Source organism: Terriglobia bacterium (assembly GCA_020072815.1).
Lineage (GTDB): Bacteria > Acidobacteriota > Terriglobia > Terriglobales > Acidobacteriaceae > Angelobacter.
The window spans coordinates 50319-75034 of sequence record JAIQGE010000004.1 but is presented as its reverse complement, the minus strand read 5'-3'; the positions used below and the strand labels follow the sequence as shown (position 1 = coordinate 75034).

Sequence of the window (24716 nt, the reverse complement as noted above, 5' to 3'; positions counted from 1 at the left end):
CTACTTTGCTGCGTTACTTTGTAAATGATGAGCGCGAACCTCAATTTGCCGGAAGACGCGCCGCTCGATGCACTGGTGCATGAGTCTTCTCCGGAAGTTCTGACCGCCGTGGCCAGCGACCCGCGCCTGACCGAAGACCTGGCGCTGGCCCTGCTACATCGCGCTGACCTTCCGCGCGAAGCCCTGGAAGCCCTCAACAAGCAGAAATCGTTGACCAGTTTGCGCAAGATCCAACTGGCCATCGTGATGCACCAGCACACGCCGCGCCACGTTTCCGTTCCCATCATCCGCCATCTCTACGCGTTTGAGCTGATGCAGGTGGCGCTCTCGCCTTCGGTCCCCGCGGACGTGAAGCGCGCCGCCGAAGAAGTGGTGATCGGGCGGATGGGCAGCATCTCATCCGGCGAACGCTTCACCTTGTCCAAACGCAGTTCCGGCCGCGTGGCCGCTGCGCTGCTCACCGACAAAGAGGAGCGCATCATGCTGGCCGCGCTGCAAAATCCGCAAATGACCGAGATGTGGATTGTGAAAGCGCTGCGGGCGGAAGCCGGGACAGAGCTTCTAGCGCCCGCCGTAGCGCGGCATGGAAAATGGTCTTACCGCAATGACGTCAGGATGGCGCTCATCGCCAACAAGAACACGCCGCTGGCCTCAGTGGTCCGCTTTGCCAGCGAGCTGCCGCGCAATATGGTCAACGAACTTCTCCGCGGAGTGCGGTTGTCACAGACTGCAAAAGCCGCGATCCACTCGGCCTTGGATAGAAAAAAGTAGATTACCTGCCGGGCACCACCAGCGTGTCCAATTCCAGGAATTGTTGCACCACTTCGTGCTGCGAGTCTTCCATTTCCGCCACGGTGCCGATGAAAACGGCCCGCGCTTCGTGCAGGAAGACAACGCGGTCCGCCAGCTTCTTGGCCAGACGCATGTCATGCGTCACCACGATGCTGGTGAGCTTGAGCTGCATCTTCAACTTTTGGATGAGATCACCCAGCAAGGTGGCCATCATGGGGTCCACCATGGTGGTGGGTTCGTCGTAGAGAATGCATTCCGGCTGTGCGGACAGCGCGCGGGCAATGGCCACGCTGCGCTTCATGCCGGTGGAGAGGTCAGACGGGAGAAGATCCCGCATGGGCTTGACGCCCACCATGTCCAGCAGGCCGTCCACGATCTGGTAGATCTGCTCTTCGTCCAAGTCGCGGCGCTCGCGCAGCGGGAAAGCGACGTTCTCGCCCACGGTGAGCGAATCAAACAGCGCGCCATTCTGGAAGACCATGGTCACTTTCTTGCGGATGCGCTCCAGTTCGGCTTCGGGAGAGTTGGTGATGTCATGGAAGGCGACGATCACCCGCCCGGAATCCGGCTTGAGGAACCCCATGATGTGGTGCAGTGAAACCGATTTGCCCACGCCGCTGCGTCCCAGGATGCACAGGGTTTCGCCGGGAAAAACCTGGAAGCTTACGTCGTCCAGCACTACGTGGTCGCCAAACGCTTTGGAAACGTGCTGAAACTCAATGTAGGGCTCAGGATGCTCGTGGCCATGACCTTCGTGACCGTGGCGGTCGTGCTCGGGATGTCCGTGATCAGGGAGATGGCTCATGGTTCGTGATGGGACGAAATACTTCGGCGCTCGTGCGCGAGTTCGTTGGCCCGGCGCGTTGCCGCGAAGCGGACTTTCGTCTTCAGTCCTTGTTCTTGCGCCGCGCGCGCTCCAGGTCCTGCGGCGTATTCAGATTGTCAAACATCCCGGCGTTGAAGGCAAACCGCGCCGGCTTCGTGTCCGCCGACTTTGCATCCGCCGCCTGGGCCACCGCCATCTGTTCTTCTGTGATGACCAGCGTCTTGCCTTCGGGGAACAGCGGGACGATTTTGTAATTGCCGCTCCGCAGGGCCTGCTCCGCGATGGGCAGAAAATCCAAAGAATAGACCGCGCACAGCGGCTGCCGGTATCCGGCGATCTCCGGCGCCGTGACCACGGCGCACGACTCCGCGGCCCGCTGGACCAGTCGCCTGAGAAATTCAGGCGAGAGAAACGGCGTGTCCACGGCGATGATCAGGTTAAGCGGAGCGCGGGCCAGCGCCAGCGCAGCGTGAATGCCGCCGAGAGGCCCGCACCCGGGGAATAGGTCTTCAATGACCTCAACGCCATAGTCCTTGTAGAGCTGGCGCGATCCCAAAATACAAATGTCGACGCAGACGTCGCCGGCGACCGAACGCAGCGTGGCCAGCGCATGTTCCAGCAGCGTGCGCCCGTCGAGCTCAAGCGCAGCCTTGTCCGTGCCCATGCGCGTGCTCTTGCCGCCGGCAAGGACGAAAGCGCTGAGATTGTTCGCCATTGGAATAATTGTAGCGGTCAGATGACCAGCTCCGCTGAGGAAGTAGCAAATAGCAATTGGCAATTAGCAATTGGCAAAAACAAGGGCAGTGAACAAGTCCGGGCAGGTTTGGCTAGTTGCTAATTGCCATTTGCTAATTGCTCTTAGTTGATCTCCACGCCCATGATCTTGCCCGCGCCATCGAGTTCCAAGGTGCCCAGAGCTTCCAGCACAGAATCGCCGTTCAGGCCGGGGACGGTAACAAAGACGCGGTCTTCTACCACGTTGGCCGCGTGGGTGCGCGCCACGTAGTCCAGGCACCGGCGGTTGCGGCAGGGTTCGGGCAAAGTAAAGGCCAGGTCCGCCAGCTCGCCGGTCTCCGTCAAGGAGACGGCCACCTCTATGGGATAACTGGACTCAACGCCGCGCTCGCTCGCCGTAGGATCAAGCGTGGGCTTGAACGCCACGTAGAAGTGGAAGCGCTCGCTCTCCGGATTGTAAACACCGCGTGCGACTCGCAAGGACATAAAGGGACGGAATCTTTTATCACATCAGGCGGGTCTCGGACAAAATTACAAGTACACGGCCAAGCGGGGATAGGGCGATTTAGAATCGAACTATGAAGGTCTTCCTCACCGGCGGCACCGGGTTTGTCGGCCAGCACATGCTACAGCGCTTGCTCAGCGAAGGTCACAGCGTGCGCGCACTGGTCCGTGATCCGAAGAGGGTCGCCACACCGGGACAGACAGGCGTGCAATACTTCGCCGGCGATGTGGTCTCCGGCGTTGGGCTGGACGCCGCCATCGAAGGCTGCGATGCGGTGGTCCATCTGGTGGGCATCATCGTGGAGAAAGGCAAAAACACGTTTGATGCGGTGCATCACATGGGCACGCGCCACGTGGTGCAAGCAGCCAAGCGCAGCGGGATTGCACGGTTCATTCACATGTCGGCGATCGGCGCGCGCGCCGGCGGCGTGGCCGACTACCAGACCAGCAAGTGGCGAGGCGAAGAAGAAGTCCGCCAGTGCGGCATTCCGTATTGCATCCTGCGGCCGTCTCTGATTTTTGGATCCGGCGACGGCTTTGTGACGCAGATGATGGACACCATGCGCAAAGCGCCGTTGTTTCGTCCCGTGCCGGGCGACGGCAAACCGAAGTTCCGCCCTATCCACATTGATGACGTGACGTTGTGCTTTGCGCGCGCGCTGACGTCCGACGCCGCCACCAATCAGACCATCGAGTTGGGCGGAGCGGACGAGCTATCTTTGAATGATGTGCTGGCGGAGATTGCGCGCTGTGCCGGCGTCCGCAAACCTGCGGTGCATGTGCCCATGCCGCTGATGTTCGCCGGAGCAGCGGTCGTCCAGACCTTGCTGCCAAACCCGCCGGTGACGGTGGGTCAGTTGAAGATGCTGCGAGAGGGGTCTACGTGCGACATCGCGCCGATGAAACGCATCTTTTATACGAATCCCAACAGCGGGACCGAACCCAAGGGTTTCACAGGATGCGGGCGAGAGCCGAAGGTTTCCTGAGGAATGTTGCCGAATTGGTGCGCTCGCTTACCAAAGAACCCTCCCTTTTTCACGCCTACAAAACTTTACTTGCCGGATGCAGCATGCTCCGCTCAGTCTGCATCTAAAGCTCTTAGTCGCCACAGAGTTACAGGAGCTTTTGCCATGACCAGGTTTTCACTGACAACGATGATGTCTTGGAGGAAGTATTTGTGGGTGGTTGTAGCGTCGTTGGCGCTACTAGGGTCCGGCTGCTCGCGGATGGGCAAATCGCGTCCGGACACGCAGGTGGCCGCCGATGTGAAGAGCCGTATTGAGGCCGATGCCGGCGTCCCGGGCAAGCAGGTGACCATCAGCGCCAGCAACGGCGTGGTGACTCTATCCGGCACGGTGAGCAGCGATGCGGCGCGCAACGCCGCCGCCAGTGACGCCGCGCAAGTAGAGGGCGTAAAAACCGTGGTCAACAACCTTCAGGTGGTCGCGGCCGTGGCCGCCGAGACAGAACGCGCAGAGCCGCTGGCGCAGGCGGATCCTAGTGACAAGCCTTCGGCCCGGCATGACGACAACCGGCCGTCGCCCCGCAAGGCGGTGCGTGGGACTGAAGCGCGATCGTCGGCACCCGCGGATGCCGACAACGGCGACTACGACCCTGGAGTCACGGTGACCACCGCCGAAAACAATGCCGAGACCAGCGGCAACAATGTGGGCGGAAGCGGCGAGAGTCAGGAAACCTCTGCGCAAGAGCCGCCTCCACCGCCTGCGCCTGCGTCTAGCAGCGTGCCAGTGCAAACAGTCGCGGTACCCGCGGGCACCAAGCTGACGATTCACCTGAACGAGCCGTTGAGTTCAGAAACAGCGCAAGCGGGAGATGTATTCCACGGTTCCATCGCCACGCCGGTCTCAGTGGATGGCCAGGTGGTGATTCCCACGTCGGCTGACGTGGAAGGCCGCGTGGTGGACGTGAAGCCCGCCGGCCGCTTCAAGGGTCAGTCTGACCTGGCGATTGAAATTACCCGGATCATGATGAACGGCAAGAGCTATTCCGTAGTGACAGACCGTTGGTCGAAAGCAGGCCTGGCGCGCGGTAAAGCTACGGCGCGCAAAGTCGGGGGCGGCGCGGCCATTGGCGCGGTATTGGGCGGCATCTTCGGCGGCGGCAGAGGAGCAGCCATCGGCGCGGCCGCGGGTGCAGGAGCAGGCACGGGCGTCGCCGGCGCCGGCAAGGGCCAGGAGATCGTCCTGAATCCGGAAACGGTGTTGAACTTCCAACTCCAGAATCCGGTTACTGTAACGCCGGGCGTCAGCCGGCCGTCGTTGGGTTCAAAGCAATGAGTTCAGATCAATAACGGCAGCTTCGTTCATCGGATAAGACCAAGCGTCGCTGCACTAGCGGCGCTTCCTTATTTCCGGCAAAATCAACTGGTTCGAACCCACTGTGTCTGGAATCGAACCAGAAAAGCAATGGAACCAGACAACCAAGATGAACAGCCGGCGGGCCGCGAGAGTTCGGCGCCAGGCCGCGCGCCGGGGCTAGCGGGAACCAGGATCACGGGGCTGATTCATACGTTGAACCATGACCGGCATCTGGGCCGCGCGCTGGATTCGCTGCGCGTGTGCGATGAAGTCATTGTCGTGGACCACGGCTCCACGGACGACACCGTAAGCGTGGCCCACGAATACGGCGCGCGCGTGCTGCGCGGCTCCGCGGACGTGCCCCGCGGGACGTACGCTCAGCGCGCCAGTCATGCCTGGGTGCTGTGCCTGCTGCCGGAAGAATCTTTGGCGGAAACGTTGGAGGCCTCACTCCTCGAGTGGCGGCTGGCGGCGCGTGAGGACGGAGTGACCGCATTCAACGCCGCTCTGCGCGAGCAACAGGGCGGCGGATGGCGGCTTCTGCCGGTGGCGACGCGTTTGGTCAACTGCCGCCAGCGTGCTTGGAACGGCGAAATGCCGCCAACCGACGTTGAAGCCGAAACCCTGGAAGGGCATATCTTGCGATTCCAGGATGGGCGTTGAGCGCGGGCTGCGTATAATTGCTTCGGAATCGATTTCAAGGAGCGCATTCTGGCGAGCACATTCCTTACCGGCCCGAACATCCTCTACATGGCGGTCTTTTTTGGACTGGGGCTGATTTTCGGCAGCTTTTTGAACGTGTGCATCTACCGCCTGCCGAGAGAACTCTCGGTGGTGACGCCGCGCTCGCAGTGCCCGTCGTGCGGCACACCTATCGCTTTCTACGACAACATACCGGTTCTGAGCTGGCTGATCCTGAGAGGGAAGTGCCGTAACTGCGGCGGCGCGATATCGCCACGCTATGTTTTTGTCGAGTTGCTGACCGGCGTTTTCTTCCTGCTCAGCTACCTTACAGCCGGTGCGTCGCCGGAAGCGCTTAAGTTCTGCGTGCTGTCCTTCCTGCTGCTCGGCCTGGTCTTTACCGACGCTGAGACCAAGCTGCTGCCTGACCTGCTGACCAAGCCTGGCGTCGTGCTGGGATTGTTGTTCAGCGTATTTGTACCGGTGGAAGGCCCCGCCGCCTACTTTCTTCACGGCATCAATGTGCGCTGGCTCTGGCTGGCGAACTCACTGGGCGGGGCGATACTGGGTGCAGCGTTCATCCTGGGCATCGCGCTGGCCTATGAAGCGGTGCGCGGCGTGGAAGGCATGGGACGCGGCGACGTCAAGCTCATGGCCCTGATCGGCGCCTTTCTGGGCGTGAAACTCACGTTGGTGGTGCTGCTGCTAGGATCGCTGATTGGCAGCGCGTTTGGGATCCTGCTGATCTTTTGGGTATGGAACAAACGGCTTGCCCGCCGAAGGAAAAGGGTGCCGTCTGAACCCGCACGTTCGGCCCGCCGGCGCGCGTGGCGGTCGGCGATTCTGATCTACCGCAATTTTGAAATCCCATTCGGCGTATTCCTGGGCGCGGCGGCTTTGTTCGCTGCGTTTTGGGGGACCGCGGTGGTGCGCTGGTACGCGGGCTTCTACCGGTGATCGGTTACTTCAGGACAATGTGCCGTTTACCCTATCGTTTCCGGCAATGGAATCGGCACGATTCCTGGCGAAGATCAGAAGTAAAATGGAACCAGCAATTCCTGATTGAGGCCATTGGCAATGAAAAAGGTATTTCCATTCCTCCTGGTGCTGGCGCTGGCGGCGCCGGCGCTGGCGCAGCAGTCGCTGGGCGATATCGCGCGCCAGAATCGCGCTAAGAAGAAGGCAGCGGCCACCGTCAAGCTGGACGATGACAACATGCCGCGGACGTCGACGATCGCGGCGTCCGACGACGACGCCAAGAAGGCCGCCGTCCAGCCCGCCGACAAAGACCAAGCCAAGAAAGCGGAGGCCGAAGCCGCCAAACAAAAGGCCGACGAATTGAAAGGCAAGCTGGACAGCCAGAGACAACAGATTGCCGGCATGCAGCGCGAACTGGACCTGTTGCAGCGGGAGCAGCGCCTAAGAGCGGCCGCCTATTACGCTGACGCCGGCACCCGGCTGCGCGATTCCGGCAAGTTTGCCGAAGACGCCAAGAAAGAACAGGACGACATTAACTCCAAGAAGCAGGCCCTGGACGCCGCCCAGCAGAAGCTGGCCGACATGGAAGAGCAAGCGCGGAAGGCTGGCATCTCGGCAGAGAAGGTGGAAAGTCCATCCGCGCCGGCCAACCCAGGCATGCCCAAATAATCGCGTGCGGCAAGCTGAAGCGCGGTCCTGATGCGCGCGCAGCCATGCCCTTTGGACACCACGCTCTGCGAACGTGCAAGGACTAGAATGGTGGCACTCGATGTCACCCGAACATGACCACGCCAAACATGACCACGCGGAAAAAAATCAGAAGACTCGTTCCCATTGTTCTGGCGCTGGCGTTTGCCGGCTGCGACCAGAGCACGCCAACCGCTCCACCGCCGAAGAAGACCAATCAATTTGAGACCGGCCGTTTTGCCCTGCAGAAGATGATCCCGGCGGCGCGCTTGTGGTCAGAGGATGCAGCGCCGATTCACCTGGAGTCCACGACTTCTGCGGACAGCAGCGGCCACAATGGCAAAGCCATGTTCTGGCGTGCCAGCTTTGGTTCGCGCGCGCGCCTCAAGACCGAACCCTTCAGCTGGTCAGGCGCCGCGGACGCCCCGCGCAAGGTGGACCACGGCGTGGAGGACGCCTACAACCCCAACAACCGCTCCGCTCAAACCTGGGACCTGAACTTTCTTAAAGTGGACACCGATAAGGCTTTTGAAGTGGCCCAGGAACACGGCGGCAAAGAGCTGTTGGACAAAGATCCCAAGCAGCCGGTGATGTATATGCTGGACTGGGATTCGCAAACCGGCCAGCTTCGCTGGCACGTGATCTACGGCGCCATGCCGTCCAGCGCCAAGCTGACGGTGATCGTGGACGCCAGCAGCGGCGTGTACCTGCGCAAAGAGTAAGGCACGGCACCAGGCCGGATCACTGCGTGCCGTCAGATTCATCCCGACTATTGCCGAATAGGCGCAGCCTGTCCGCGCGGACCGGCGGCCGGCCAGTCCGCCGGTTTTTCAATGACCGTGACTATGCCAAGGGTCCCCTGAACGGCTGGCGCCTCAGCACTAACTTCGATCTCTACTCTTGTTTCCGCGATTGCCAGCTTGAGCTTGACTTGAAGGACCTGTTGCTCGCGGATGACCACGGAACTGGTGTATGTCCGGAATCCGGTCGCAGCAACGGTGAGCATGTAGTCCCCAGATGGGAGAGTCGTAACACTCAGTTCTCCCGAAGCGCTGGTGGCGCCGCTGAACTTGTGCTTGCCGGACTTGTCCACCACTTCGATTTTTGCGTTAGGAATGACAGCGCCTTGCGGGTCCATGATCTGAAGCCAGATTCCCGGCTGCTTTTGCGGTGAGGTGGACTGTAGAGAACAGACTTGCGGCTTGGTTTTGGCGGAGGCAGTGCTGACGCTCATCAGCGCTGACAAAATTGCTGCTGCCACGCGCGCCACGCGCAGACCAGCCGCACGCAAACCGCGAGGACAATCCTGGGTAATCATGGTGCCGTCAGAGCGGCGATAAAACCTAGCGCAGAGGCGTCGCTGAGCGGTCCGGCTCTCTGACACTAGTTGTTGAACTTGGCGCTCGGTCATCGCCGATAAGTTGTAAACATTGAGGTTGCACTCAGCGCAATGACGGACACGCTCATCGCCGGCCATCTCTTCCCATTTTGCGGGACAGGGCGATGCCACGCGAAGCTGGCTGAGATTGATAGCCGGGGACAAGCTCGCCGCTGGACGCCGGGAGAAAAAAGTCAGGTTCATCAGGCAAAATACCCCCCTGCGCTAGAACGCGCCGGAGACCAAAACCTGCGGGCTATTTCCCCAGGATGTAATTGATGTCGCTGATGCCTTTCTTGGCGTCCGCGGCAAACGGGCCGTTGGACTGCAGCTCAAGATATTTCTGGAAGAAATTGCGGGCCGGCCCCAGACGCTGCATGCCGCGCAAGCTTTGGGCCAGGCGGAAATAGATCAAGGGATTTTCCGGCGTGAGGCGCATAGCGTCTTCAAACTGTTCGCGCGCTTCGTCGTATTTGTTCGACGCCAGCAGCGACTCTCCGATTTCAATCTTCTTGGCGGCGTCCTGGCCCTGGTCAGAGTTAGCGACCGAGGGGTCCACGCGAGACGCCAGCCGCTTGAGGGCTTCCTGCGCGTCTTTGGACTGCGGCCCGTTGGGCAGAATCTCCAGATATTTCTTGTAGTTCTTGTAGGCCTGTGAAGGCAAGTCCAGTTTTTCTTGGGTCACGGCCAGGCCGTAGGTGGCTTCAGCGTCGCCGGGCTTGTACTGCAGCGCGTCGTGAAAGCGGTCCAGCGCGGCACGATAGTTCTTCTGCTTCAGATAGTAATTGCCGACTTCAATGTCCTTCATCGCGCGATGCGGGTCAAAGAGCTGCGAGCTGGGATCGTTCGCGGCATTGTCTCTGTCGCGTGATGGCGGACGGGTGTTCAGGTCAATCTGCGAATCTTTGCTGGAACTCTCGCCTGGCTCTTCATCGTCCATGGGCGGCGGTGTTGGCTGGGCTTGGGCATGGGGCTGCGCTGGCGGCTGCGTTCCGCGGGGCTGCTGCTTGGTCTTGGCTTGGCCTTCGCGCGGCTGGATATGCGGCTGGTTGTCCTGGCTTTCCTGCGCTGCTGCGGGCTGCGGCTCCAAAAGCCCAATCACGATGACGGCAATGAAGATGGTAAGAATTCGAATGACGGCCATGTTCCTATTTTATGGCAAAAATGAAAGGCCGCTAGAAATCTAGCGGCCTTTTAGTCCACGCAAGTTGTCCGGGGGAGGAGAGACTTACCGGCCCGGGTTAGGGGCGGTAGTTTGCGCAGAAGCTGGTGATTCTTGCGTGCTGTTGGTCATCAAACGAACGTCAACGCGGCGGTTCTGCGCGCGTCCTTCTGACGTTGTGTTGTCAGCGGTAAAATGGTCCTTGCCCAGGCCGACGATAAAGATCTTGTGGGCCGGAACGCTCTTGTTGGAAAGGTATTGCACCACGGCGTCAGCGCGACGCTCGCTCAGTTTGTAGTTATAGGCCGCGCCGCCCACGGAGTCCGTGTCGCCTTCCACCACCACCAGATAGCCTTTGGTGTTGGGAATTTCCGCCACCAGTTGGTCCAGGGCAGACTTGGCTTTTTCCGTCAGGTCAGCTTTGTTGAAGGCAAAATGCACGCTGGTTTCCAGCACCGGACGGTAATTGTCCAGGTTGGCCACCTGGGTGGCCAGGGAGTCCACGCGGGAATTCGCCTGTGTCGCCAGAGTTTGGGCCTGGTCAGCGCGATTGCGGGCATCCACGGCCTTCACGTCAGCCTCTGCCGCCTTCGCGTTCACGCCCTGGATACCTTGCTGCGAACGGGCATCAACGTCGCGGACGTCGCGATTGTTCTTGGCCGTCAGCTCGTCCAGCTGATTGGTTTTGTCAATAATCGGCTGGCTCTGTTGCCGAACGTAATTCTTGGTGGAACAGCCGGCGCTCAACACCAGCCCCGCACCTGCCAACAGCACCAAAAGACTTGATTTCAAATTCATGGGTGGAAGCTCCTTAAAAGCCCACGCGGCGCACGTCGCCGGCGAATAAAATTCTACGCATCTAAGTAAAGCAACTGAGATGCCATTAGGTACGTTCTGCGCCACCGAGCCTAACTAGTTAAAATACAGCAGTTTACAGACATTCTGGTAAAGCGGCCCGCAAGCCGGCCCCCGACCTAACCAGGGAAATTTTACTCACCCGAAGGGCCAATTGCCAAAACCGGCCATAAAGATTGCCATAACTGCCAAGATTACCAAAGATCGCCGAAATTGAAATACGCTGTCAAGGCCGCTTTTCATCAGTGGTGCAGTAAGGCTTTAGAATCGGCAATTTTCGATCCTGGATATTTTGGCAATTCCTAATTCTTCTCCGTGTCTCCGTGCCTCCGTGGTGAAATAGAACTTCATGGATCTGCTGGCAAAAATCCGGACCATCCCCACACAGCCCGGGGTGTATCTCTACAAGAACGCTGAGGGCGAGGTCATCTACGTGGGCAAGGCCCAGAGCCTGCGCGCGCGCGTCCGGTCGTACTTTGCTGAAGGCGTGGGCGAAGCCAACGCCAAGACCGGTTCGCTGCTGCGCGAAGCCGTGGACGTGGACTACATCGTCGTTGCCAACAACAAGGAAGCGCTGGCCCTCGAAAACAATCTGATCAAGCAGAAGAAGCCGCGCTTCAACATCCTGCTTCGCGACGACAAGACTTATCCCTACATCAAGCTCACCCTGGCTGAGCGCTATCCGCGCGTGTACGTCACGCGCCGCCTGCGGAAAGACGGCAGCGAATATTACGGGCCGTATTTTCCCGGCAATCTGGCATACCGCATTGTTGATCTCATCCATCGCCATTTTCTGGTGCCATCGTGCAAAGTTGATCTCACGCGCTATCATCCGCGGCCGTGCCTGCAGTACTACATCAAGCGCTGCCTGGGGCCGTGCGTGAAAGACCTGACCACGCCGGAGCTGTACAGCGAAGCGGTGCGCGACGTGAAGCTGTTGCTGGAAGGCCGCCAGACCGATCTTTCGCGCGGGCTGCGCGGGCGCATGGAGCGTGCCGCGCAAGACCAGGAGTATGAACGGGCCGCGCGCTATCGCGATTTGATCTCCACGGTCGAACAGCTTCAGGAAAAGCAGCGCATGGCTGCCGTTGAAGGCGACGATCAGGACGTCTTTGGCTACCATTTTGAAAACCACATGCTGGCCGTGAACGTGTTCCATCTGCGCGGCGGGAAAATTCTCGATCGGCGAGAGTTCTTCTGGGAAGATTTGCCGGAATTGGCGATACCGGAGAGCATTGGAGCGCAGGCGCCCTCGCCTGCGGCAGATGCACCTAGCGCGGCCGAGGGCGGCCACGCTCCACAAGGTCCTTCCTTCCAGCCCGGCATATTCTTCTCCGCGCTGGTCAAGCAGGTTTACATTGACCAGCAATATGTCCCGCGGGACATCATCGTCCCCGTGGACTTTGAAGACCGCGCGGAACTGGAAGAACTGCTCACGGAAAAGCGCGGCAGCAAGGTTGAGATACTGGTCCCGCAGCGTGGCGAAAAACGGTCGCTCATTGATCTGGCCGCGCAAAACGCCAAGCAGTCGTATGACCAGCGTTTCCGCGTGATGAAGCCCGCGGCCAAAGCCACGCAGGAAGCCCTTCAGGACGCGCTCGGCCTGCCCGAGCTTCCCAAGCGCATCGAGTGCTTTGACATCTCGCACATACAGGGCGCGGAGACCGTGGCTTCCATGGTCGTCTGGGAAGACGGCAAGATGAACAAGCAGGAGTACCGCAAGTTCATCGTCAAAACGGTGGAAGGCGTGGACGACTTTGCCTCCATGCGTGAAGTGGTCGCGCGCCGGTACAAGCGCCTGCGTGACGAAGAGAAGCCGTTTCCGTCCTTAGTGCTGGTTGACGGCGGACTGGGCCAGCTTCATGCCGCGGCTGCGGCGCTGGAGTCCTTGGAGATTACCAACCAGCCGCTGGCGTCCATCGCCAAGAAGGAGGAGGTCATCTACGTGTACGGCCAGGAGGACGAACCGGTGGTGCTGGACCGCCACTCGCCCGTGCTGCACCTGGTGCAGATGGTGCGCGACGAGTCGCACCGCTTCGCCGTTACCTTCCATCGCAAGCGCCGCCAGATGCGCGACCGGGCATCAGAACTGCTGGACATCCCCGGCATCGGCGAACGCACCCGCCAGCGCCTGCTGCAACATTTCGGGAGCGTCCGCGCGGTGCAACAGGCCAGCGCGGCTGCGTTGGGAGCAGTGCTCAACAAGGCGCAGGCGGAGGCGGTGTTGAAGCACTTTGCAAAAGCGGGGGAGAGGGCGTGAGGGGAGCCCCGGCGGGGCGAACGAGCCTAGCCCGCGGCTGTGCATCCACGTATTCACCGCCGAGCCGATAACCACTTGATTATCCCACCCCCCACCCCTCCCCTAAGGTGCGTGTTGCAAATACAGGGTTTATTCCATTCGACCCAACGGTGACCCAACTGTTTACTGATGAGTAAAAATCCAGCCAACCCGTTGGTCTGGCAAACCTTAACGTCGTTTGCCTGAAAACGCAATTCTCTGCATCTGCATTGTTTTGGTATTTCGATTGTCAAGGATCTGAGATCACATTCCGCCTGGGCGGTCGGATTCTTGCGACTTGCCTTTAAGCTAGTTGCCAGTGGCTAGAAGCTAGGCGCTAGTATATCGTATTTTATTCGCTTTATCAAGTGCGAAATAGTTCATCGTCCTAAATACCTTGCGCGCCTCGCGTGCTGGGCAGGCGCCGCGCCCGGCGGATTGTTGAAATTCAGGAATTGAAAGACGCGCTGCGGATGAGCGGCCATTTCTTGATGGGACGCCAGTTGCCGGTCTTCCAGTCAGAATACTCGGTCTCCAGGATGAAGCAAGGCTCGATCACAAAGTGCATGGTGGTCTTGTCCTGGAAACGGACGTCGAGGGAATGGTATTCACCGCAGGTGAATACTTCAATGTAGTCCACGGGTTTGCCCTTGGCTTCTTCAAAGCGGTAGAAGCGCCGGCTGTCATAGCGGCGAATGGTGGTCTTGCCCCGTTTGGTGATGATGGGCTTGGGCAGGGCCGGGAAGCGGCGCTTGGGCTTTCTGGTTTTGCGCTTGGCCGATCTGTGTGGCGGGCGGCGGCGCGGAGGTTGCGCCAAAGGATTGGAGCGTTTAGCTTTATGAACAGCCATGGTTGCCTCCTTCGGTAGGCGACTTTGGTTAGGGCGCGTTCGGTGTTAGAAGCACCGGGCGCCGCCCGCGTGAATTGTCATTCCGAACCGCTTTCGCGGTGAGGAATCTGCTTTTGTGTTTTACTTCTTCCTCTTTTTACGAGGCTTGTGTGGCACAGGCACTCTTGCCTGTGCTCTTTGTTTTTTTGTTTTGGCTGACTGCTGAGTGCTGACTGCCGATTGCTTCTTGTATCGGGTTTTCCTGCCGTTGGCGATCTTCGGCAGGAGCTTGCGGACGTGTTCGATTTGGGCCTCAGTCCAGGCGTGGATGTTTCTGCCTCCAATACTCAGTATTTGCGGGGCAGGAATCTTCTTGACCTTAATGTAATGCGCAAGCGCGACTCCGGAGAGCCCGAGCATCTTAGCTGCCTGCCGTGTTGAATAGGTCTTCATTCCCTATCAATGCTAGAGATAGTTAGAGAAATGTCAAGAATAATCTCACAGGAAAAACAAATATCTTAACGAGGACATGCCAGCCCTGAAAGGGCGAACGAGTCTAGCCCAGGTGCGGGAGCCCTGGGTAGGCGTGCAAAAGAATGACGAGCCCCGGAGGGGCGGCACAGAATTATCGTGCGCGCTCCGCTTCGCTGCGCGCTGGCCTGCTGCGGGATGTGCTATCGAATCCTACCCTTGCTGCCGAAGCCAAGACCAACAGCCGGCTTCTCAGCAAGAATGGGGCACCGGCACTTTGCGGGAGCGGGTGAGCGGCGTGATTGAAGCCCCGGCGGGGCGAACGAGCCTAGCCCAGGTGCGGACCGGGGCCCCCGGCAAGCCCGGTTTTGGCTTGCTGGGGTGGTCAAGCCCTGGGTAAGCGTGTTGTAACATGACGAGCCCCGGAGGGGCGACACATGTCTCACAGCTACGCACAAAACCATATCCACCTGGTGTTCAGCACAAAGCACCGCGAGAAAGTCCTACCTAGGGACTTTCTACCCCGACTATGGGCCTACACGGCGGCGGTGTGCAAGAACCATGATTTATTAACGTTTGCCGTAGGCGGCATGGAAGACCACATCCACCTGCTGTTTCGATTGCCTCCTACGGTAACGTTGGCCAACGCCGTGACTCTTGTGAAGTCCAATACTTCAAAATGGATTAGGCATCAAAATAAGGGCTTTGCATGGCAGGAAGGATATGGTGCCTTCGCGGTGAGTTCATCCAATGTTGCAGCGGTGATCAAGTACATTGACAACCAGGAAGCACATCATCGCAAGATCAGTTTTGAAGACGAATTTATCTCTTTGTTGAAAAAGCATGGTGTGCCGTTTGATCCGAAGTACGTATTTGGGTAGTGTCGCGCCCTACGGGGCTCGAGCCTTTTGGTGCCACCGTTACCCAGGGCTTCCGCACCTGGGCTAGGCTCGTTCGCGCTCTCCGGCGCTGAAGCATGGTGGTTCGCCGAAGGTCGATTCGGAGATGTAGCAAATACAATAGAACGACAGTATGTTCTGGCAGCCGGGTACCACTGAAAGCGTCAAGGGGGTGAAGCTGTGGCCGACGAAGCTCAAGTCAAGATTCTCAGAGAGCAGGGAGTCAAAGCCTGGAACGAGTGGCGCAAGGCGAACCCTGAGACTTGGCTGGATCTCAGCCATGCAGATCTCGACTGGGCGGACCTCAGCGGAGCGAATCTCAGCGCGACGAGCTATCAACAATCGTACTTTCCCTGGGCGCACTTCCGTGGAGCGGGTCTCAGCCGGGCGAACCTCAGTGGGGCGGAACTTCAAGGGGCAATTCTCTTCAGGGCGGACCTCAGCCGTGCGAAACTCTGCGGAGCCCAACTCAGCGCGGCGAACCTCAATTTTGCAGACCTCCACGGGGCGAACCTCAACAAAGCAGACCTCCGTGCGGCAAATCTCACCGGGGCAGAGCTCGGCGAGGCGGACTTTAGCAATTGCAGGATGGAAACGACTCAGCTCGGAAACGTCGATTTGAGTCGATGTAAGGGCTTAGAGACTGTCGCCCATCTTGGCCCATCCACCATCGGCATTGACACAATCTACCGTTCCGGCGGAAATATCCCGGAAGTCTTCCTGCGCGGGGCTGGCGTTCCAGAGCCTTTCATCGCCCAGATCAAGTCGCTTGTGGCGGCCATGTCGCCCATTGAGTTTTACTCGTGCTTTATCAGCTACAGCCACGCAGACAAGGCCTTTGCCCGGCAACTCCATGACACTCTTCAGGGGCAGGGCGTCCGCTGCTGGCTGGACGAACACCAACTCCTGCCCGGCGATGACATTTACCACGAAGTTGACCGGGGCATCCGGCTGTGGGACAAGATGCTGCTGTGTTGCTCAGAGCATTCCCTCACCAGTTGGTGGGTGGACAACGAAATTGGGACGGCCTTTGAGAAAGAACAGCAACTCATGAAAGAACGCGGTGCCAAGGTGCAGGTGCTGGTTCCGCTCAACCTGGACGGCTATCTCTTCAGCGACAAGTGCAACTCGAAGCCCGGCTATCAGGCGCAGATCCGGCGTCGGCTGGCTGCGGATTTCGCGGAGAGCGGCACGGGCGGGAAGTTCGATGCGCAGGTAGAAAAGTTGATCAGGGCGCTGCGGGCGGATGAGGGCGCGCGGGAAAAGCCTCCGAAGGGGAAGCTGTGAAGAATCGCCGACATCGCCTACGTCGCACCTCCAGCGTTGCCTTTGGCCGTGTCCTCCTTTGCGACCTCTGCGTCCTCTGCGGTGAAATCCCCTGCCCTTGGTTTTCCGATCACGCCCTTGTGATTCCCATCACACAACTTTCTTTCAATTCCTGCGTTATTCTATATAGGATCCGATAAAGCACAGAAAAACGACGCAAAGGAAACATGACGTACAAGAGAGATCCTTACAGGAGGAATCAATGAAGAAAGTTTCCCAATTTGCCATGATGATCGCCGCCGCCGCGCTGGTAGCCGGTGCGGCCATGCCCGCCCACGCCGACGACGCGGCCGCTCTGTACAAATCCAAGTGCGCCATGTGTCACGGCGCCGACGGCAAGGCCTCGAAAGCCGGAGCCACCATGGGCGCGAAAGACTTCCAGTCTCCGGACGTTGCCAAGCAAAAAGACGCCGATTGGATTGAAGTCACCACCAAGGGCAAGAACAAGATGCCGGCTTTCGACAAGAAGCTTACCGCCGACCAGATCAAGGACTTGATCAAATACATCCGGACGTTGAAGTAAACAGCTTGAAATAAGCAGCTCGAAATAAGCGCAGTCTTACGGCCAACAGTTTTCCGCCGAATACCAGAATCACTCCAGAGGCACGGAGCGGACATCATCGCCGACAGTCAGAGGCGATGGCACGGGTCCCCGCTGTGCCTTCTGTTTTGCGACCATCGGTGCTTCGCCGGGACGCCTGAACATCCGCCGCAGACTCGGTTCTTAACCCTCGTCTATTTATTCTCCACTGCGCCGGTCTTGGCATTCACATAGACGGCGTAGCCAGTTTTCTTGTCGCCCCACTGCATGTACCACACCGCACCCGAAAAACGCGAAGAATTGCCCAGGGCGATGGTCAACTCCTGGTCGGGATGTTGCTTCAGCCATTTGGCCGCATGTTCGGACGCTGTTTTGTACGCTGCGTCAGAGTCCACGGCAAGATCAGCGTCAGAGGTCTGGAAAGGCAGGGCTGCGCTGGTCGGACCGCTCCAGGGAATTGGGTTGCCGATGGTGACGCCCTTGTAAATGTCCGGCGCGTGGCTGGCCGCCGAGTAAGTGAAGATACGGGCCTCATGCTTGCTGGGCGAAGCTAAAGTGGCGGTCCACATCGCCGCCTTGCCGCCATCGTTTTTCATGTCCGGAACTGTGCCGCTCTTCAGAGCCAGGGGAGTCATGTCCCGGGCCCAGTTGTGGGCAGACTTTGCAATCTCCCAAAAGGCGGCCTTGCCCGTCACCGGACCTGCGGGCGACGCGGCCTCTTTGGCGGGAGTGGATGTCTTGGTTTCGCCGCTGGGTTGCGACGGTTGGGAACATGATGTCAGGGCGAGCGCAACAAAAACCAATGCAGCGTTAAATCGACGGAGATTCATAGCACCACCTCAGCCGTCACAGCACTTCCTGGCTCCCGATCTTATCTCATTTTGGGCGACTGCGTGACTGTGACCTGGATCACCGGCAGCGTTCAGCCTCGTCCGCCCGTTGGCCGACGAAACCAGCGTTGGGTCGGGCTTACTGGAACGTGTTGCAGGCTTGGATGGTGCCCCCATCCATGCCGCGTTTGAACCACTGCGTCCGCTGCGCCGAACTGCCGTGCGTGAAGGTCTCCGGGCTGACATGGCCGGTGGCCTGGCTTTGCAAGCGATCGTCACCCACGGCCGCAGCAGCGCCGATGGCGCTATCCACGTCACCGCGTTCCAGCAGGTTGCGCTGCTCGGTGGAGTGCGCCCAGACCCCCGCCAGGCAATCAGCCTGCAACTCCAGGCGCACGGAAAGAGTGTTTTTCGAACCCGGGTTCTGCTCTTGTAAATGCTGGACTTTGCTTTCCACGCCGGTCAGCTTCTGGATGTGATGGCCCAGCTCGTGGGCCAGCACGTAAGCCTGGGCGAACTGTCCTGGAGCGCCGAAGCGGCTTTTGAGTTCGTCGTAAAAATCCAGGTCAATGTAGATCTTCTCGTCGGCCGGACAATAGAACGGCCCGGTGGAAGCGCGGGCTGAGCCGCATCCTGAGTAGGTGGCGTTGCGGAAAAGAACCAGCTTGGCGTGGCGATAGGGAAGACCCTGGCTGGAGAGAATCTGTGTCCAGGTTTTTTGTGCGTCATCCAGGACGAATGAAACAAACTGGACCGTGGGCTGCTGGGCCGCATTGCGTTGCGGGTCAGGGACCGGCCGGTTGACCGCGGCGCTGGGAGCTGGGCCGCCACTGCCCAAAAGCGTGAACAAGTTGCGTTTGAAGATGAAACTGAGGATCAGCAGGATGATGATGCCGCCAATGCCGATGTGGGGCATGCCGAACCCACCGAAGCCGCCGCCTCCGCCGCCGGAGCCTTCATCACGGCGATCCTCTACATCCTCACTGGTCCCGCCTGGTGTCCACTTCATGCGCCCTCCACTCATTCGTGTGGCTTGCTGAGGCGGCTATTTTACATCGGCGAAGCGTTCAGCCAACCTGCCAGTACAACCCGCGGCTGACGAAATGATTTGACGGCGACAATCAGCGCCTGCAATCATGGAGTGATGCCCGAGCGCAACCTCAAGATCGTACGCTTTATCGGCGCCACGCCCAGCACGGCGTATTGTGACGTCTGCAAGCTGGCGTTCCGTACCCGCACGGAAAACCTGCACGATTCTGACCGTGCCAAAGCGCAGCTTCAGGCTGACTTTGACGGGCACGAGTGCCGTCCTGAAGAAAAAGCCGTGGACGAAGCACTGTTCAACATCCTCTAGCGCTGCCGCCGGGCCATTCTGCCTAGCCGCTGACTTGGCCATCAGCCGGAAGCTGGACTGCGCTCCGGGGCTGCTCAATCGCTGTGGCTGTGCTCGTGGTCTGAAATCACAAACAATGAATCTTGGTTACGCAGGCTGCCAATGCCGCTGTCGGATTCTCCCGGGTTGAGGTACACTTTGCCCTCCCGCGCAATGCCGATGGGAATTACGGCGTGGCCCTTGGAAGATCTCCGGTCAGAAAAATAACGCAGCACCTGGCTGAAACTCATCCCTACGCAACATTCAGGCAACTGGATTTTGTAGATCTCGTCAGTGCCCGGGGCAAAACTCAGCAAGTCCTCATACAAAGAAACCAGACCGGGAGTCAGGGCGCACTGCGTCAGAAGATTGGCTCCGAATCTTTCCACACAGATGATCTCAGTTGGGCCGCCCCGTCCGGCGCTCTCGGCGGCATCAGAATTCTTGCTGCAACGGATCTCCGCCGTGATGGGAACCGCCGCGTTGGAGGGGAGCTGCCCGTCTAAGGTCCTGATGGCAAGAATGGTCAGGACAGTGCGCGCGTCCGCCGCGTCAGGGTCCAGCATCCTTCGTCTTTCCGCCGCGTCCAGGTTGGGCCAGGAAGACAGAATTGTGACGGAATGGGCCCGTTGCACTCGCGCATCGGTGAGGACCCGCTTATCCATGGGGTTTCCCACGGTCAGGATGCAGGACTCAAATTCAGGCCGGTCAGGAAGGCTGACTCGCTCTTCCGCAATCACAATGATTTTCTTTTTGTCCTTGAAGTCGGGACCGTGGAGCTGTTCCACCATGCTCTCAATGCGATGGTCCCAGTTGATGATGACGATGTGGTTCTCAAGGTTTGCAGGCACGCGATTTCTCCCTAACAGAAAATTCTCCAGTCCTTCCAGCTTGGCGGTCACAAAATGCCCGGCGAGTTGCGCGGTGAACCAGGCGACCACCCCCACGCCCACCACGATGGCAAACACCGAAACTACTTCTCCGCCGTGCGTCACCGGGCTTCGCGACTGAAATCCCCCGGAGACGTACACCAGCATGGACCACACCGCCTTGGGGAAAGTTGAAAAGTTCTCATTGAAATTGCGTTCAAAGTAGTAGAGTCCCGTGGAACTGAGCAACCACACTAGCGCCAGAGTGAGAACGCCCAGGAGGAGTTCGCCGTGGACCGCCATGGAGCGGCGAATGTGGCGTTGTTTGATGAAAACCACCACGCAGAAAGCAAACGCCAGAGCAATGGTGATCAGGACCAGGGCCTGGTTATTGCCGGCGTTCCGCAACCATGGGCGGCTGCCCGGGTGAATGGGAAAACTTTGGCTGAGCGGCAGGATCCCGATCAGATCCATCCGCACCCCAGCGCTGCGTTCAATCTCTTTTCTTTCTGACTGCAGTGTTTGCAGCACACGGGACACCAGCGCAGGGTCAACGTCATCGCGAGTGAGCACCAGGGCCTGCACACCGATGGTGGGCAACTCTTCCATTTGGTTGGGATAGGTGTGCTTGGGAATCACCGTTTCAAAGTAGCTGCCGCTGCTGGCGAGCCGTTCAATCACCCGGCTTTCCAGAACGAGCAGGCGCCCCTCGCGCTCGCGCAACGCCTGGGCCACCGCAGGAGTCGGCACTGAGCTGCTGAGAAAGGCCACGTCAATTTCTTCTTCCTTGAGTTCGTCGTTGACTTTGTCCGTTGGCGAATACTTGGTCTTGGCTTCTTCCACGCCAACGCCTGAAGCTTCCAGAATCGCCCGCGCCGTGAGCTCCGTGCCACTGCCTTTCGGCCCCAGGGAGACAGTCTTTCCTCGTAGCTCGGCTGTGGTGAAAATGTAAAGATCAGAGCGAACCAGAATCTGCACCGCCTCGGTAGAAAGCGGTGTCACCAGCCGCAGGTGCTCTACCGGCAAGTCGAACGGCTTGTGGCCTTTGAGCGCGCGCAAAGCAATATCGCTTTGAACCAGGGCAAAGTCAGCTTGCCCGTTCTCCAACAGCTTCACGTTGTCCAGGGACCCGCCGGTGAGCAGAACTTGAACGTCCAGGTTGTGCTCCAGCGCCCGTTCGCGGAATGCGCGGCTGAGCCGGTAGTAATTTCCGGTTTCCTGGCCCGACGCCAGCCGGAATGTCTGTGGGGCTTCCTGTGTGTCGACGGGGGTGACTGGTCCAGCGACTACAACAAAGGCGAGCAACATACGCGCGGCCCAATGCGCAGCCGACGAGTGGGCGGCAACGTTTACGACCTTTGTTGCCCGCTGGTGCTGCAGGTTTGTCCAGGACTGCGAAGAAGATGCTCGTGCGAGAACGTTAAACACGCTGACTTTCCTTGAAAAGATCGTGATCCTACTGCGAAACCTGCCATCATTCAACTGGCCCGAAACGACAGAAACTGGCAAGAGACGACATCGGCCTGCATGTTACGTTCGTCTAAAAGCCAACTTCCCTGGAATTGGACTCCACCGAGAAAAAGGCCGCCTTGCGGCGGCCTTTCCAAGTGTTCAAATACAACAAGTGGTACAAACTTGTTTGAGTCGCGTGTCGAGTCGCTTCTCTTCTCTTAGTCGCAGGCAGCTCCAATGTTCTGGCAGAACTTGGGCAGGGCGGTGCCGCCGCTGGCGCCTGTGGCCGGAATCGTGATCGTCTGTTCCGTCATCGCGCCATTCACCATCACCATGCCGTTGGGTACGACCAGCGATGGGTGATCAAATGGCGCGCTTTGGGCACGTACGCGCTCATCCGTCAGAGACTTCAGGAAGGCCACCACCGCAGCCATATCGTCTGCGCTAAAGCCTGCCCGTTCCAGATTGGGGTCCACATCAGCGGAAGGGAAGTCCCCGCCGCGGCTGTAGAACTCCACCACCTGGGTCAAAGTTGCCTGGCCGCCGTTCAGGAAAAACGGGCCAGTGAGTTCGATGTTACGCAGCCCGGGCGTCTTGACCGCGCCGCGCACGCTCACCGCCGCACCTTGAGGCACCGGCGTCCCGGAGACCAGTCCCTGGGAAGCCATGGCAGCCACAGAGAGGGAAGCCAATCCGGAAGGATCGCCGGCAGCCAGACCCATGTCGTCCGTGGTCGGCCGCAGTCCAATGTTGTGGAACCCAATGTCATGCCAGGTGCCGCCGGGCAGTTTCTCAACCACGCTGCCGTGGGAGAGCACGTTGGAGACGGTGGCATCAGTCAGCTCAGCGCCGTTATGGCAGTTGCTGCAGCCGCCTTTGCCGGTGAAGCGATTCAACCCGCGTTGTTCCAGAGCGTTGAGAGCGCTAGAGCGTCCTTCCATGAACTGGTCAAAGCGTGAATTGTCGGAAACCAGGGTAGCTTCATACATCTGGACGGCAACTCCCCAGAACATGGAGAAGTTGTATTCCATCAGAGAGAACTCGCTGGTGTTCTGCGGCGTTCCGGTGTGCAGGAAGTTGCCGCTGGCGTCCACCACCGCGTTGGAGTCCCACCATTTGGGCTGGAAGGCAGCTTTCACCATGTCCACGTAAGTCGTGCTCAGACCCAGGCCGGGAGCAGCGCTCAGACTCGATAGGACGCTGTCATCGGCTGCGACTGTCTGGTGGGCCAGGGGCTGAAGCGAAAGCATCTTCTTGCCCATCTTCACGAACGGACGCCCGGTCGCCGACATTTCCACGTCGCTTCCCGGAGGTCCAACTGCCTGTGAAGCCAGGGCTGAGTTCGACAAACGCAGGGCCACCGGGCTGAAGCCGTTGGCAGCGCCGGAGTCTGTCTGCAGAACGCGGGCATTGGGGTCTCCCAGGCCAAAGGGATTGACGCCGTTGAAAGTGCCTTGCGCGCGTCCGTCCCAGAAGTTGCGGTAGTTGAACACCGCGTTGATGGCCGAAGGAGCGTTGCGCGGCGTGCTGCGCCGCACGTTCATCGGCGCGCCGCCGGAACTGATGTTCCACACGGCATCCGGGACATCTGTCTCATCCTCCGCTCCCTGGCCGAGAATGACGTCGTTGAATTTGTAGTCGTACACGCCCTGCGATCCGGCGATGTTGTTGTTGTCAGACAGCACCGCGGAACCAGAGTTGCTGATGTCAGAGAGCTTGTGGAAGGGGAAATCCGAAGCCTTCAGAGCGTGATTTGGAGGAGTGAGCGAGCTGAAGGTCGTGGAATCCGGCGAAGAGTTGCCGTTTCCGTCCACGCGCCGCAGTCCGGGATCAATTTGGTTCTGCCAGCGCGAATCGGCGCCGGCGCCGTAATGGCAGGTTGCGCATGCCGTCATGCCGTCGCTGCCGAACTGCATATCCCAGAAGAACGCCTTGCCCAGAGCAATCGTCGCCTGCTTGTCAAAGACCACGTTGCTCAATTCGCTGGCCGTGGGGCCGGGAACGGAGATGGTCTTCAGCGAAGCCAGTTTGCGTTCGCCGCCACCGCCTCCTTCGCCGCCGCCGCCGTTGCCGCCTTTTCCTTTGCCGCCGCCGCCGCCACCACCATTGTCGTCGCCGCCGCCACCATTGCCGCCGCCAGCGTTACCACCACCGCCATTGCCGCCACTTGCATTGCCGCCTCCTCCATTTCCGCCGGAGCCAGAGCCGCCGCTAGCGTTACCACCGCCGTTGTCGCCGCCGCCAGCGTTACCGCCACCAGCGTTACCACCACCAGCGTTACCACCACCGGCATTACCTCCGCCGTTGCCGCCACCAGCGTTACCGCCGCCGCCGTTGCCACCGCCAGCGTTACCGCCACCAGCGTTGCCGCCGCCAGCGTTGCCGCCGCCGTTGTCGTCACCAGAGTTGCCACCGCCGCCGTTATTGCCGGTGTGCTGGTTGCCGCCCGCATTGGAGCTGCCACTGGGGTTGCCAGGAGCTATCGCAGAATTCCCGCTACCGGTTGAGGCTGTAACAGTTTTTGAGTTGGAAGAAGAAGGCTGGAAACCGCAGCCGACCATCGCGATTGTGTAGCTTGCGAAAACCAGGAAGAACAGTTTTCTCAAGTTGCCTTGGGACATCATTTGTGTCGCTCCTAAGTGCTCCACGATCGGCGCACCTTGCTGGGCCTTTTCCCGGATGGCGGTTCCATTGCCGCCAAACGGCCCTTTGCACAGGAGCCAGGAAGAAAACTGGTCTTACCTTAAACACACGTATACTGCGGGGCCCGGTACCAGTCTTGCTCGTGGCTTTCGTCGCCAATCCACACGCCGCTCATCAACGACGCGCGGGGGAGTCCTAAAATTTTTGTGTGATGCCTGGCCGGGAACAATCCGTGGAGATAGGATCTCGCGCGGGGTGATCCGGAAGCATCCACCCGTCGATTCGTGGCC

Annotated in this window: 24 protein-coding genes; 12 read left to right on the top strand and 12 right to left on the bottom strand. The window is 59.4% G+C overall.

Annotated features, from left to right (window positions below; all coding sequences use genetic code 11):
• Window positions 1–24 precede the first annotated feature (24 nt).
• Complete coding sequence (locus LAO20_06680) at window positions 25–771, top strand: hypothetical protein (protein MBZ5531097.1); 747 nt, start codon at window positions 25–27, stop codon at window positions 769–771.
• 1 nt (window position 772) lies between these two features.
• Here the strand turns inward: LAO20_06680 and LAO20_06675 are convergent, their stop codons facing one another.
• From LAO20_06675 to LAO20_06665, 3 genes are all read right to left on the bottom strand, one after another.
• Window positions 773–1597, bottom strand: coding sequence for an ATP-binding cassette domain-containing protein (locus LAO20_06675; GenBank protein MBZ5531096.1), 825 nt, complete (start codon window positions 1595–1597; stop codon window positions 773–775).
• 82 nt (window positions 1598–1679) lie between these two features.
• On the bottom strand, window positions 1680–2333 hold the full coding sequence (locus LAO20_06670; protein MBZ5531095.1) for a molybdenum cofactor guanylyltransferase: 654 nt from the start codon (window positions 2331–2333) through the stop codon (window positions 1680–1682).
• A gap of 143 nt (window positions 2334–2476) precedes the next feature.
• Entirely contained in the window at window positions 2477–2839 is a 363-nt protein-coding gene (locus LAO20_06665) for a hypothetical protein (protein MBZ5531094.1), read from the bottom strand.
• A 92-nt stretch (window positions 2840–2931) separates the two neighbouring features.
• Between LAO20_06665 and LAO20_06660 the strand changes: the two genes are divergently transcribed.
• The 6 genes from LAO20_06660 (at window position 2932) to LAO20_06635 (ending at window position 8243) form a co-directional block, all read left to right on the top strand.
• Window positions 2932–3843: a complex I NDUFA9 subunit family protein gene (locus LAO20_06660; GenBank protein MBZ5531093.1), complete on the top strand. Its 912-nt coding sequence runs from the start codon at window positions 2932–2934 to the stop codon at window positions 3841–3843.
• Window positions 3844–3987: 144 nt separating this feature from the next.
• A complete protein-coding gene (locus tag LAO20_06655) occupies window positions 3988–5154 on the top strand; it encodes a BON domain-containing protein (protein ID MBZ5531092.1) in 1167 nt (388 codons plus the stop codon).
• Between the two features lie 129 nt (window positions 5155–5283).
• The gene (locus tag LAO20_06650; GenBank protein ID MBZ5531091.1) at window positions 5284–5838 is read left to right on the top strand and encodes a hypothetical protein; all 555 of its coding nucleotides are present in this window, start codon (window positions 5284–5286) and stop codon (window positions 5836–5838) included.
• An 87-nt stretch (window positions 5839–5925) separates the two neighbouring features.
• Window positions 5926–6813, top strand: a complete 888-nt coding sequence (locus LAO20_06645) for a prepilin peptidase (protein ID MBZ5531090.1) — start codon at window positions 5926–5928, stop codon at window positions 6811–6813.
• Window positions 6814–6933: 120 nt separating this feature from the next.
• Window positions 6934–7503, top strand: a complete 570-nt coding sequence (locus tag LAO20_06640; protein ID MBZ5531089.1) for a hypothetical protein — start codon at window positions 6934–6936, stop codon at window positions 7501–7503.
• A gap of 113 nt (window positions 7504–7616) precedes the next feature.
• A complete protein-coding gene (locus LAO20_06635) occupies window positions 7617–8243 on the top strand; it encodes a hypothetical protein (GenBank protein ID MBZ5531088.1) in 627 nt (208 codons plus the stop codon).
• Window positions 8244–8290: 47 nt separating this feature from the next.
• Here LAO20_06635 and LAO20_06630 read toward each other — a convergent pair whose 3' ends face one another.
• The 3 genes from LAO20_06630 to LAO20_06620 all read right to left on the bottom strand — a co-directional run bounded on the left by LAO20_06630 (window position 8291) and on the right by LAO20_06620 (window position 10859).
• The gene (locus LAO20_06630) at window positions 8291–9103 is read right to left on the bottom strand and encodes a carboxypeptidase-like regulatory domain-containing protein (protein ID MBZ5531087.1); all 813 of its coding nucleotides are present in this window, start codon (window positions 9101–9103) and stop codon (window positions 8291–8293) included.
• Between the two features lie 52 nt (window positions 9104–9155).
• Window positions 9156–10043 carry a tetratricopeptide repeat protein gene (locus LAO20_06625; protein MBZ5531086.1) on the bottom strand — a complete coding sequence of 296 codons (888 nt, stop codon included), beginning with the start codon at window positions 10041–10043 and terminating at the stop codon, window positions 9156–9158.
• A gap of 84 nt (window positions 10044–10127) precedes the next feature.
• Window positions 10128–10859, bottom strand: a complete 732-nt coding sequence (locus LAO20_06620; protein ID MBZ5531085.1) for an OmpA family protein — start codon at window positions 10857–10859, stop codon at window positions 10128–10130.
• Between the two features lie 406 nt (window positions 10860–11265).
• On the opposite strand from LAO20_06620, the gene uvrC reads away from it, so the two are divergent.
• Complete coding sequence (gene uvrC, locus LAO20_06615) at window positions 11266–13176, top strand: excinuclease ABC subunit UvrC (GenBank protein ID MBZ5531084.1); 1911 nt, start codon at window positions 11266–11268, stop codon at window positions 13174–13176.
• A gap of 466 nt (window positions 13177–13642) precedes the next feature.
• Here the strand turns inward: uvrC and LAO20_06610 are convergent, their stop codons facing one another.
• Together LAO20_06610 and LAO20_06605 are read right to left on the bottom strand one after the other, a co-directional pair.
• A complete protein-coding gene (locus tag LAO20_06610; GenBank protein ID MBZ5531083.1) occupies window positions 13643–14044 on the bottom strand; it encodes a hypothetical protein in 402 nt (133 codons plus the stop codon).
• A gap of 120 nt (window positions 14045–14164) precedes the next feature.
• The gene (locus LAO20_06605) at window positions 14165–14476 is read right to left on the bottom strand and encodes a hypothetical protein (GenBank protein MBZ5531082.1); all 312 of its coding nucleotides are present in this window, start codon (window positions 14474–14476) and stop codon (window positions 14165–14167) included.
• Between the two features lie 455 nt (window positions 14477–14931).
• On the opposite strand from LAO20_06605, the gene tnpA reads away from it, so the two are divergent.
• The 3 genes from tnpA to LAO20_06590 all read left to right on the top strand — a co-directional run bounded on the left by tnpA (window position 14932) and on the right by LAO20_06590 (window position 17242).
• Complete coding sequence (gene tnpA, locus LAO20_06600) at window positions 14932–15375, top strand: IS200/IS605 family transposase (protein ID MBZ5531081.1); 444 nt, start codon at window positions 14932–14934, stop codon at window positions 15373–15375.
• A gap of 198 nt (window positions 15376–15573) precedes the next feature.
• Complete coding sequence (locus LAO20_06595; protein MBZ5531080.1) at window positions 15574–16680, top strand: toll/interleukin-1 receptor domain-containing protein; 1107 nt, start codon at window positions 15574–15576, stop codon at window positions 16678–16680.
• 241 nt (window positions 16681–16921) lie between these two features.
• Window positions 16922–17242: a cytochrome c gene (locus LAO20_06590; GenBank protein MBZ5531079.1), complete on the top strand. Its 321-nt coding sequence runs from the start codon at window positions 16922–16924 to the stop codon at window positions 17240–17242.
• Between the two features lie 212 nt (window positions 17243–17454).
• Here LAO20_06590 and LAO20_06585 read toward each other — a convergent pair whose 3' ends face one another.
• Both LAO20_06585 and LAO20_06580 read right to left on the bottom strand, forming a co-directional pair.
• Window positions 17455–18090, bottom strand: coding sequence for a hypothetical protein (locus LAO20_06585; GenBank protein MBZ5531078.1), 636 nt, complete (start codon window positions 18088–18090; stop codon window positions 17455–17457).
• Between the two features lie 139 nt (window positions 18091–18229).
• The gene (locus tag LAO20_06580) at window positions 18230–19099 is read right to left on the bottom strand and encodes a neutral zinc metallopeptidase (protein MBZ5531077.1); all 870 of its coding nucleotides are present in this window, start codon (window positions 19097–19099) and stop codon (window positions 18230–18232) included.
• Window positions 19100–19234: 135 nt separating this feature from the next.
• On the opposite strand from LAO20_06580, the gene LAO20_06575 reads away from it, so the two are divergent.
• Entirely contained in the window at window positions 19235–19444 is a 210-nt protein-coding gene (locus LAO20_06575) for a hypothetical protein (protein ID MBZ5531076.1), read from the top strand.
• A 74-nt stretch (window positions 19445–19518) separates the two neighbouring features.
• Here LAO20_06575 and LAO20_06570 read toward each other — a convergent pair whose 3' ends face one another.
• A complete protein-coding gene (locus LAO20_06570) occupies window positions 19519–21759 on the bottom strand; it encodes a TAXI family TRAP transporter solute-binding subunit (GenBank protein ID MBZ5531075.1) in 2241 nt (746 codons plus the stop codon).
• 242 nt (window positions 21760–22001) lie between these two features.
• Window positions 22002–24407: a cytochrome C peroxidase gene (locus LAO20_06565; protein MBZ5531074.1), complete on the bottom strand. Its 2406-nt coding sequence runs from the start codon at window positions 24405–24407 to the stop codon at window positions 22002–22004.
• Between the last annotated feature and the right edge of the window lie 309 nt (window positions 24408–24716).

Bases quoted from the DNA above. Each gene is read 5' to 3' on its own strand.
- LAO20_06680 (MBZ5531097.1), top strand. From the start codon at position 25: ATGATGAGCGCGAACCTCAATTTGCCGGAAGACGCGCCGCTCGATGCA.
- LAO20_06675 (MBZ5531096.1), bottom strand. From the start codon at position 1,597: ATGAGCCATCTCCCTGATCACGGACATCCCGAGCACGACCGCCACGGT.
- LAO20_06670 (MBZ5531095.1), bottom strand. From the start codon at position 2,333: ATGGCGAACAATCTCAGCGCTTTCGTCCTTGCCGGCGGCAAGAGCACG.
- LAO20_06665 (MBZ5531094.1), bottom strand. From the start codon at position 2,839: ATGTCCTTGCGAGTCGCACGCGGTGTTTACAATCCGGAGAGCGAGCGC.
- LAO20_06660 (MBZ5531093.1), top strand. From the start codon at position 2,932: ATGAAGGTCTTCCTCACCGGCGGCACCGGGTTTGTCGGCCAGCACATG.
- LAO20_06655 (MBZ5531092.1), top strand. From the start codon at position 3,988: ATGACCAGGTTTTCACTGACAACGATGATGTCTTGGAGGAAGTATTTG.
- LAO20_06650 (MBZ5531091.1), top strand. From the start codon at position 5,284: ATGGAACCAGACAACCAAGATGAACAGCCGGCGGGCCGCGAGAGTTCG.
- LAO20_06645 (MBZ5531090.1), top strand. From the start codon at position 5,926: ATGGCGGTCTTTTTTGGACTGGGGCTGATTTTCGGCAGCTTTTTGAAC.
- LAO20_06640 (MBZ5531089.1), top strand. From the start codon at position 6,934: ATGAAAAAGGTATTTCCATTCCTCCTGGTGCTGGCGCTGGCGGCGCCG.
- LAO20_06635 (MBZ5531088.1), top strand. From the start codon at position 7,617: ATGACCACGCCAAACATGACCACGCGGAAAAAAATCAGAAGACTCGTT.
- LAO20_06630 (MBZ5531087.1), bottom strand. From the start codon at position 9,103: ATGAACCTGACTTTTTTCTCCCGGCGTCCAGCGGCGAGCTTGTCCCCG.
- LAO20_06625 (MBZ5531086.1), bottom strand. From the start codon at position 10,043: ATGGCCGTCATTCGAATTCTTACCATCTTCATTGCCGTCATCGTGATT.
- LAO20_06620 (MBZ5531085.1), bottom strand. From the start codon at position 10,859: ATGAATTTGAAATCAAGTCTTTTGGTGCTGTTGGCAGGTGCGGGGCTG.
- uvrC (MBZ5531084.1), top strand. From the start codon at position 11,266: ATGGATCTGCTGGCAAAAATCCGGACCATCCCCACACAGCCCGGGGTG.
- LAO20_06610 (MBZ5531083.1), bottom strand. From the start codon at position 14,044: ATGGCTGTTCATAAAGCTAAACGCTCCAATCCTTTGGCGCAACCTCCG.
- LAO20_06605 (MBZ5531082.1), bottom strand. From the start codon at position 14,476: ATGAAGACCTATTCAACACGGCAGGCAGCTAAGATGCTCGGGCTCTCC.
- tnpA (MBZ5531081.1), top strand. From the start codon at position 14,932: ATGTCTCACAGCTACGCACAAAACCATATCCACCTGGTGTTCAGCACA.
- LAO20_06590 (MBZ5531079.1), top strand. From the start codon at position 16,922: ATGAAGAAAGTTTCCCAATTTGCCATGATGATCGCCGCCGCCGCGCTG.
- LAO20_06585 (MBZ5531078.1), bottom strand. From the start codon at position 18,090: ATGAATCTCCGTCGATTTAACGCTGCATTGGTTTTTGTTGCGCTCGCC.
- LAO20_06580 (MBZ5531077.1), bottom strand. From the start codon at position 19,099: ATGAAGTGGACACCAGGCGGGACCAGTGAGGATGTAGAGGATCGCCGT.
- LAO20_06575 (MBZ5531076.1), top strand. From the start codon at position 19,235: ATGCCCGAGCGCAACCTCAAGATCGTACGCTTTATCGGCGCCACGCCC.
- LAO20_06565 (MBZ5531074.1), bottom strand. From the start codon at position 24,407: ATGATGTCCCAAGGCAACTTGAGAAAACTGTTCTTCCTGGTTTTCGCA.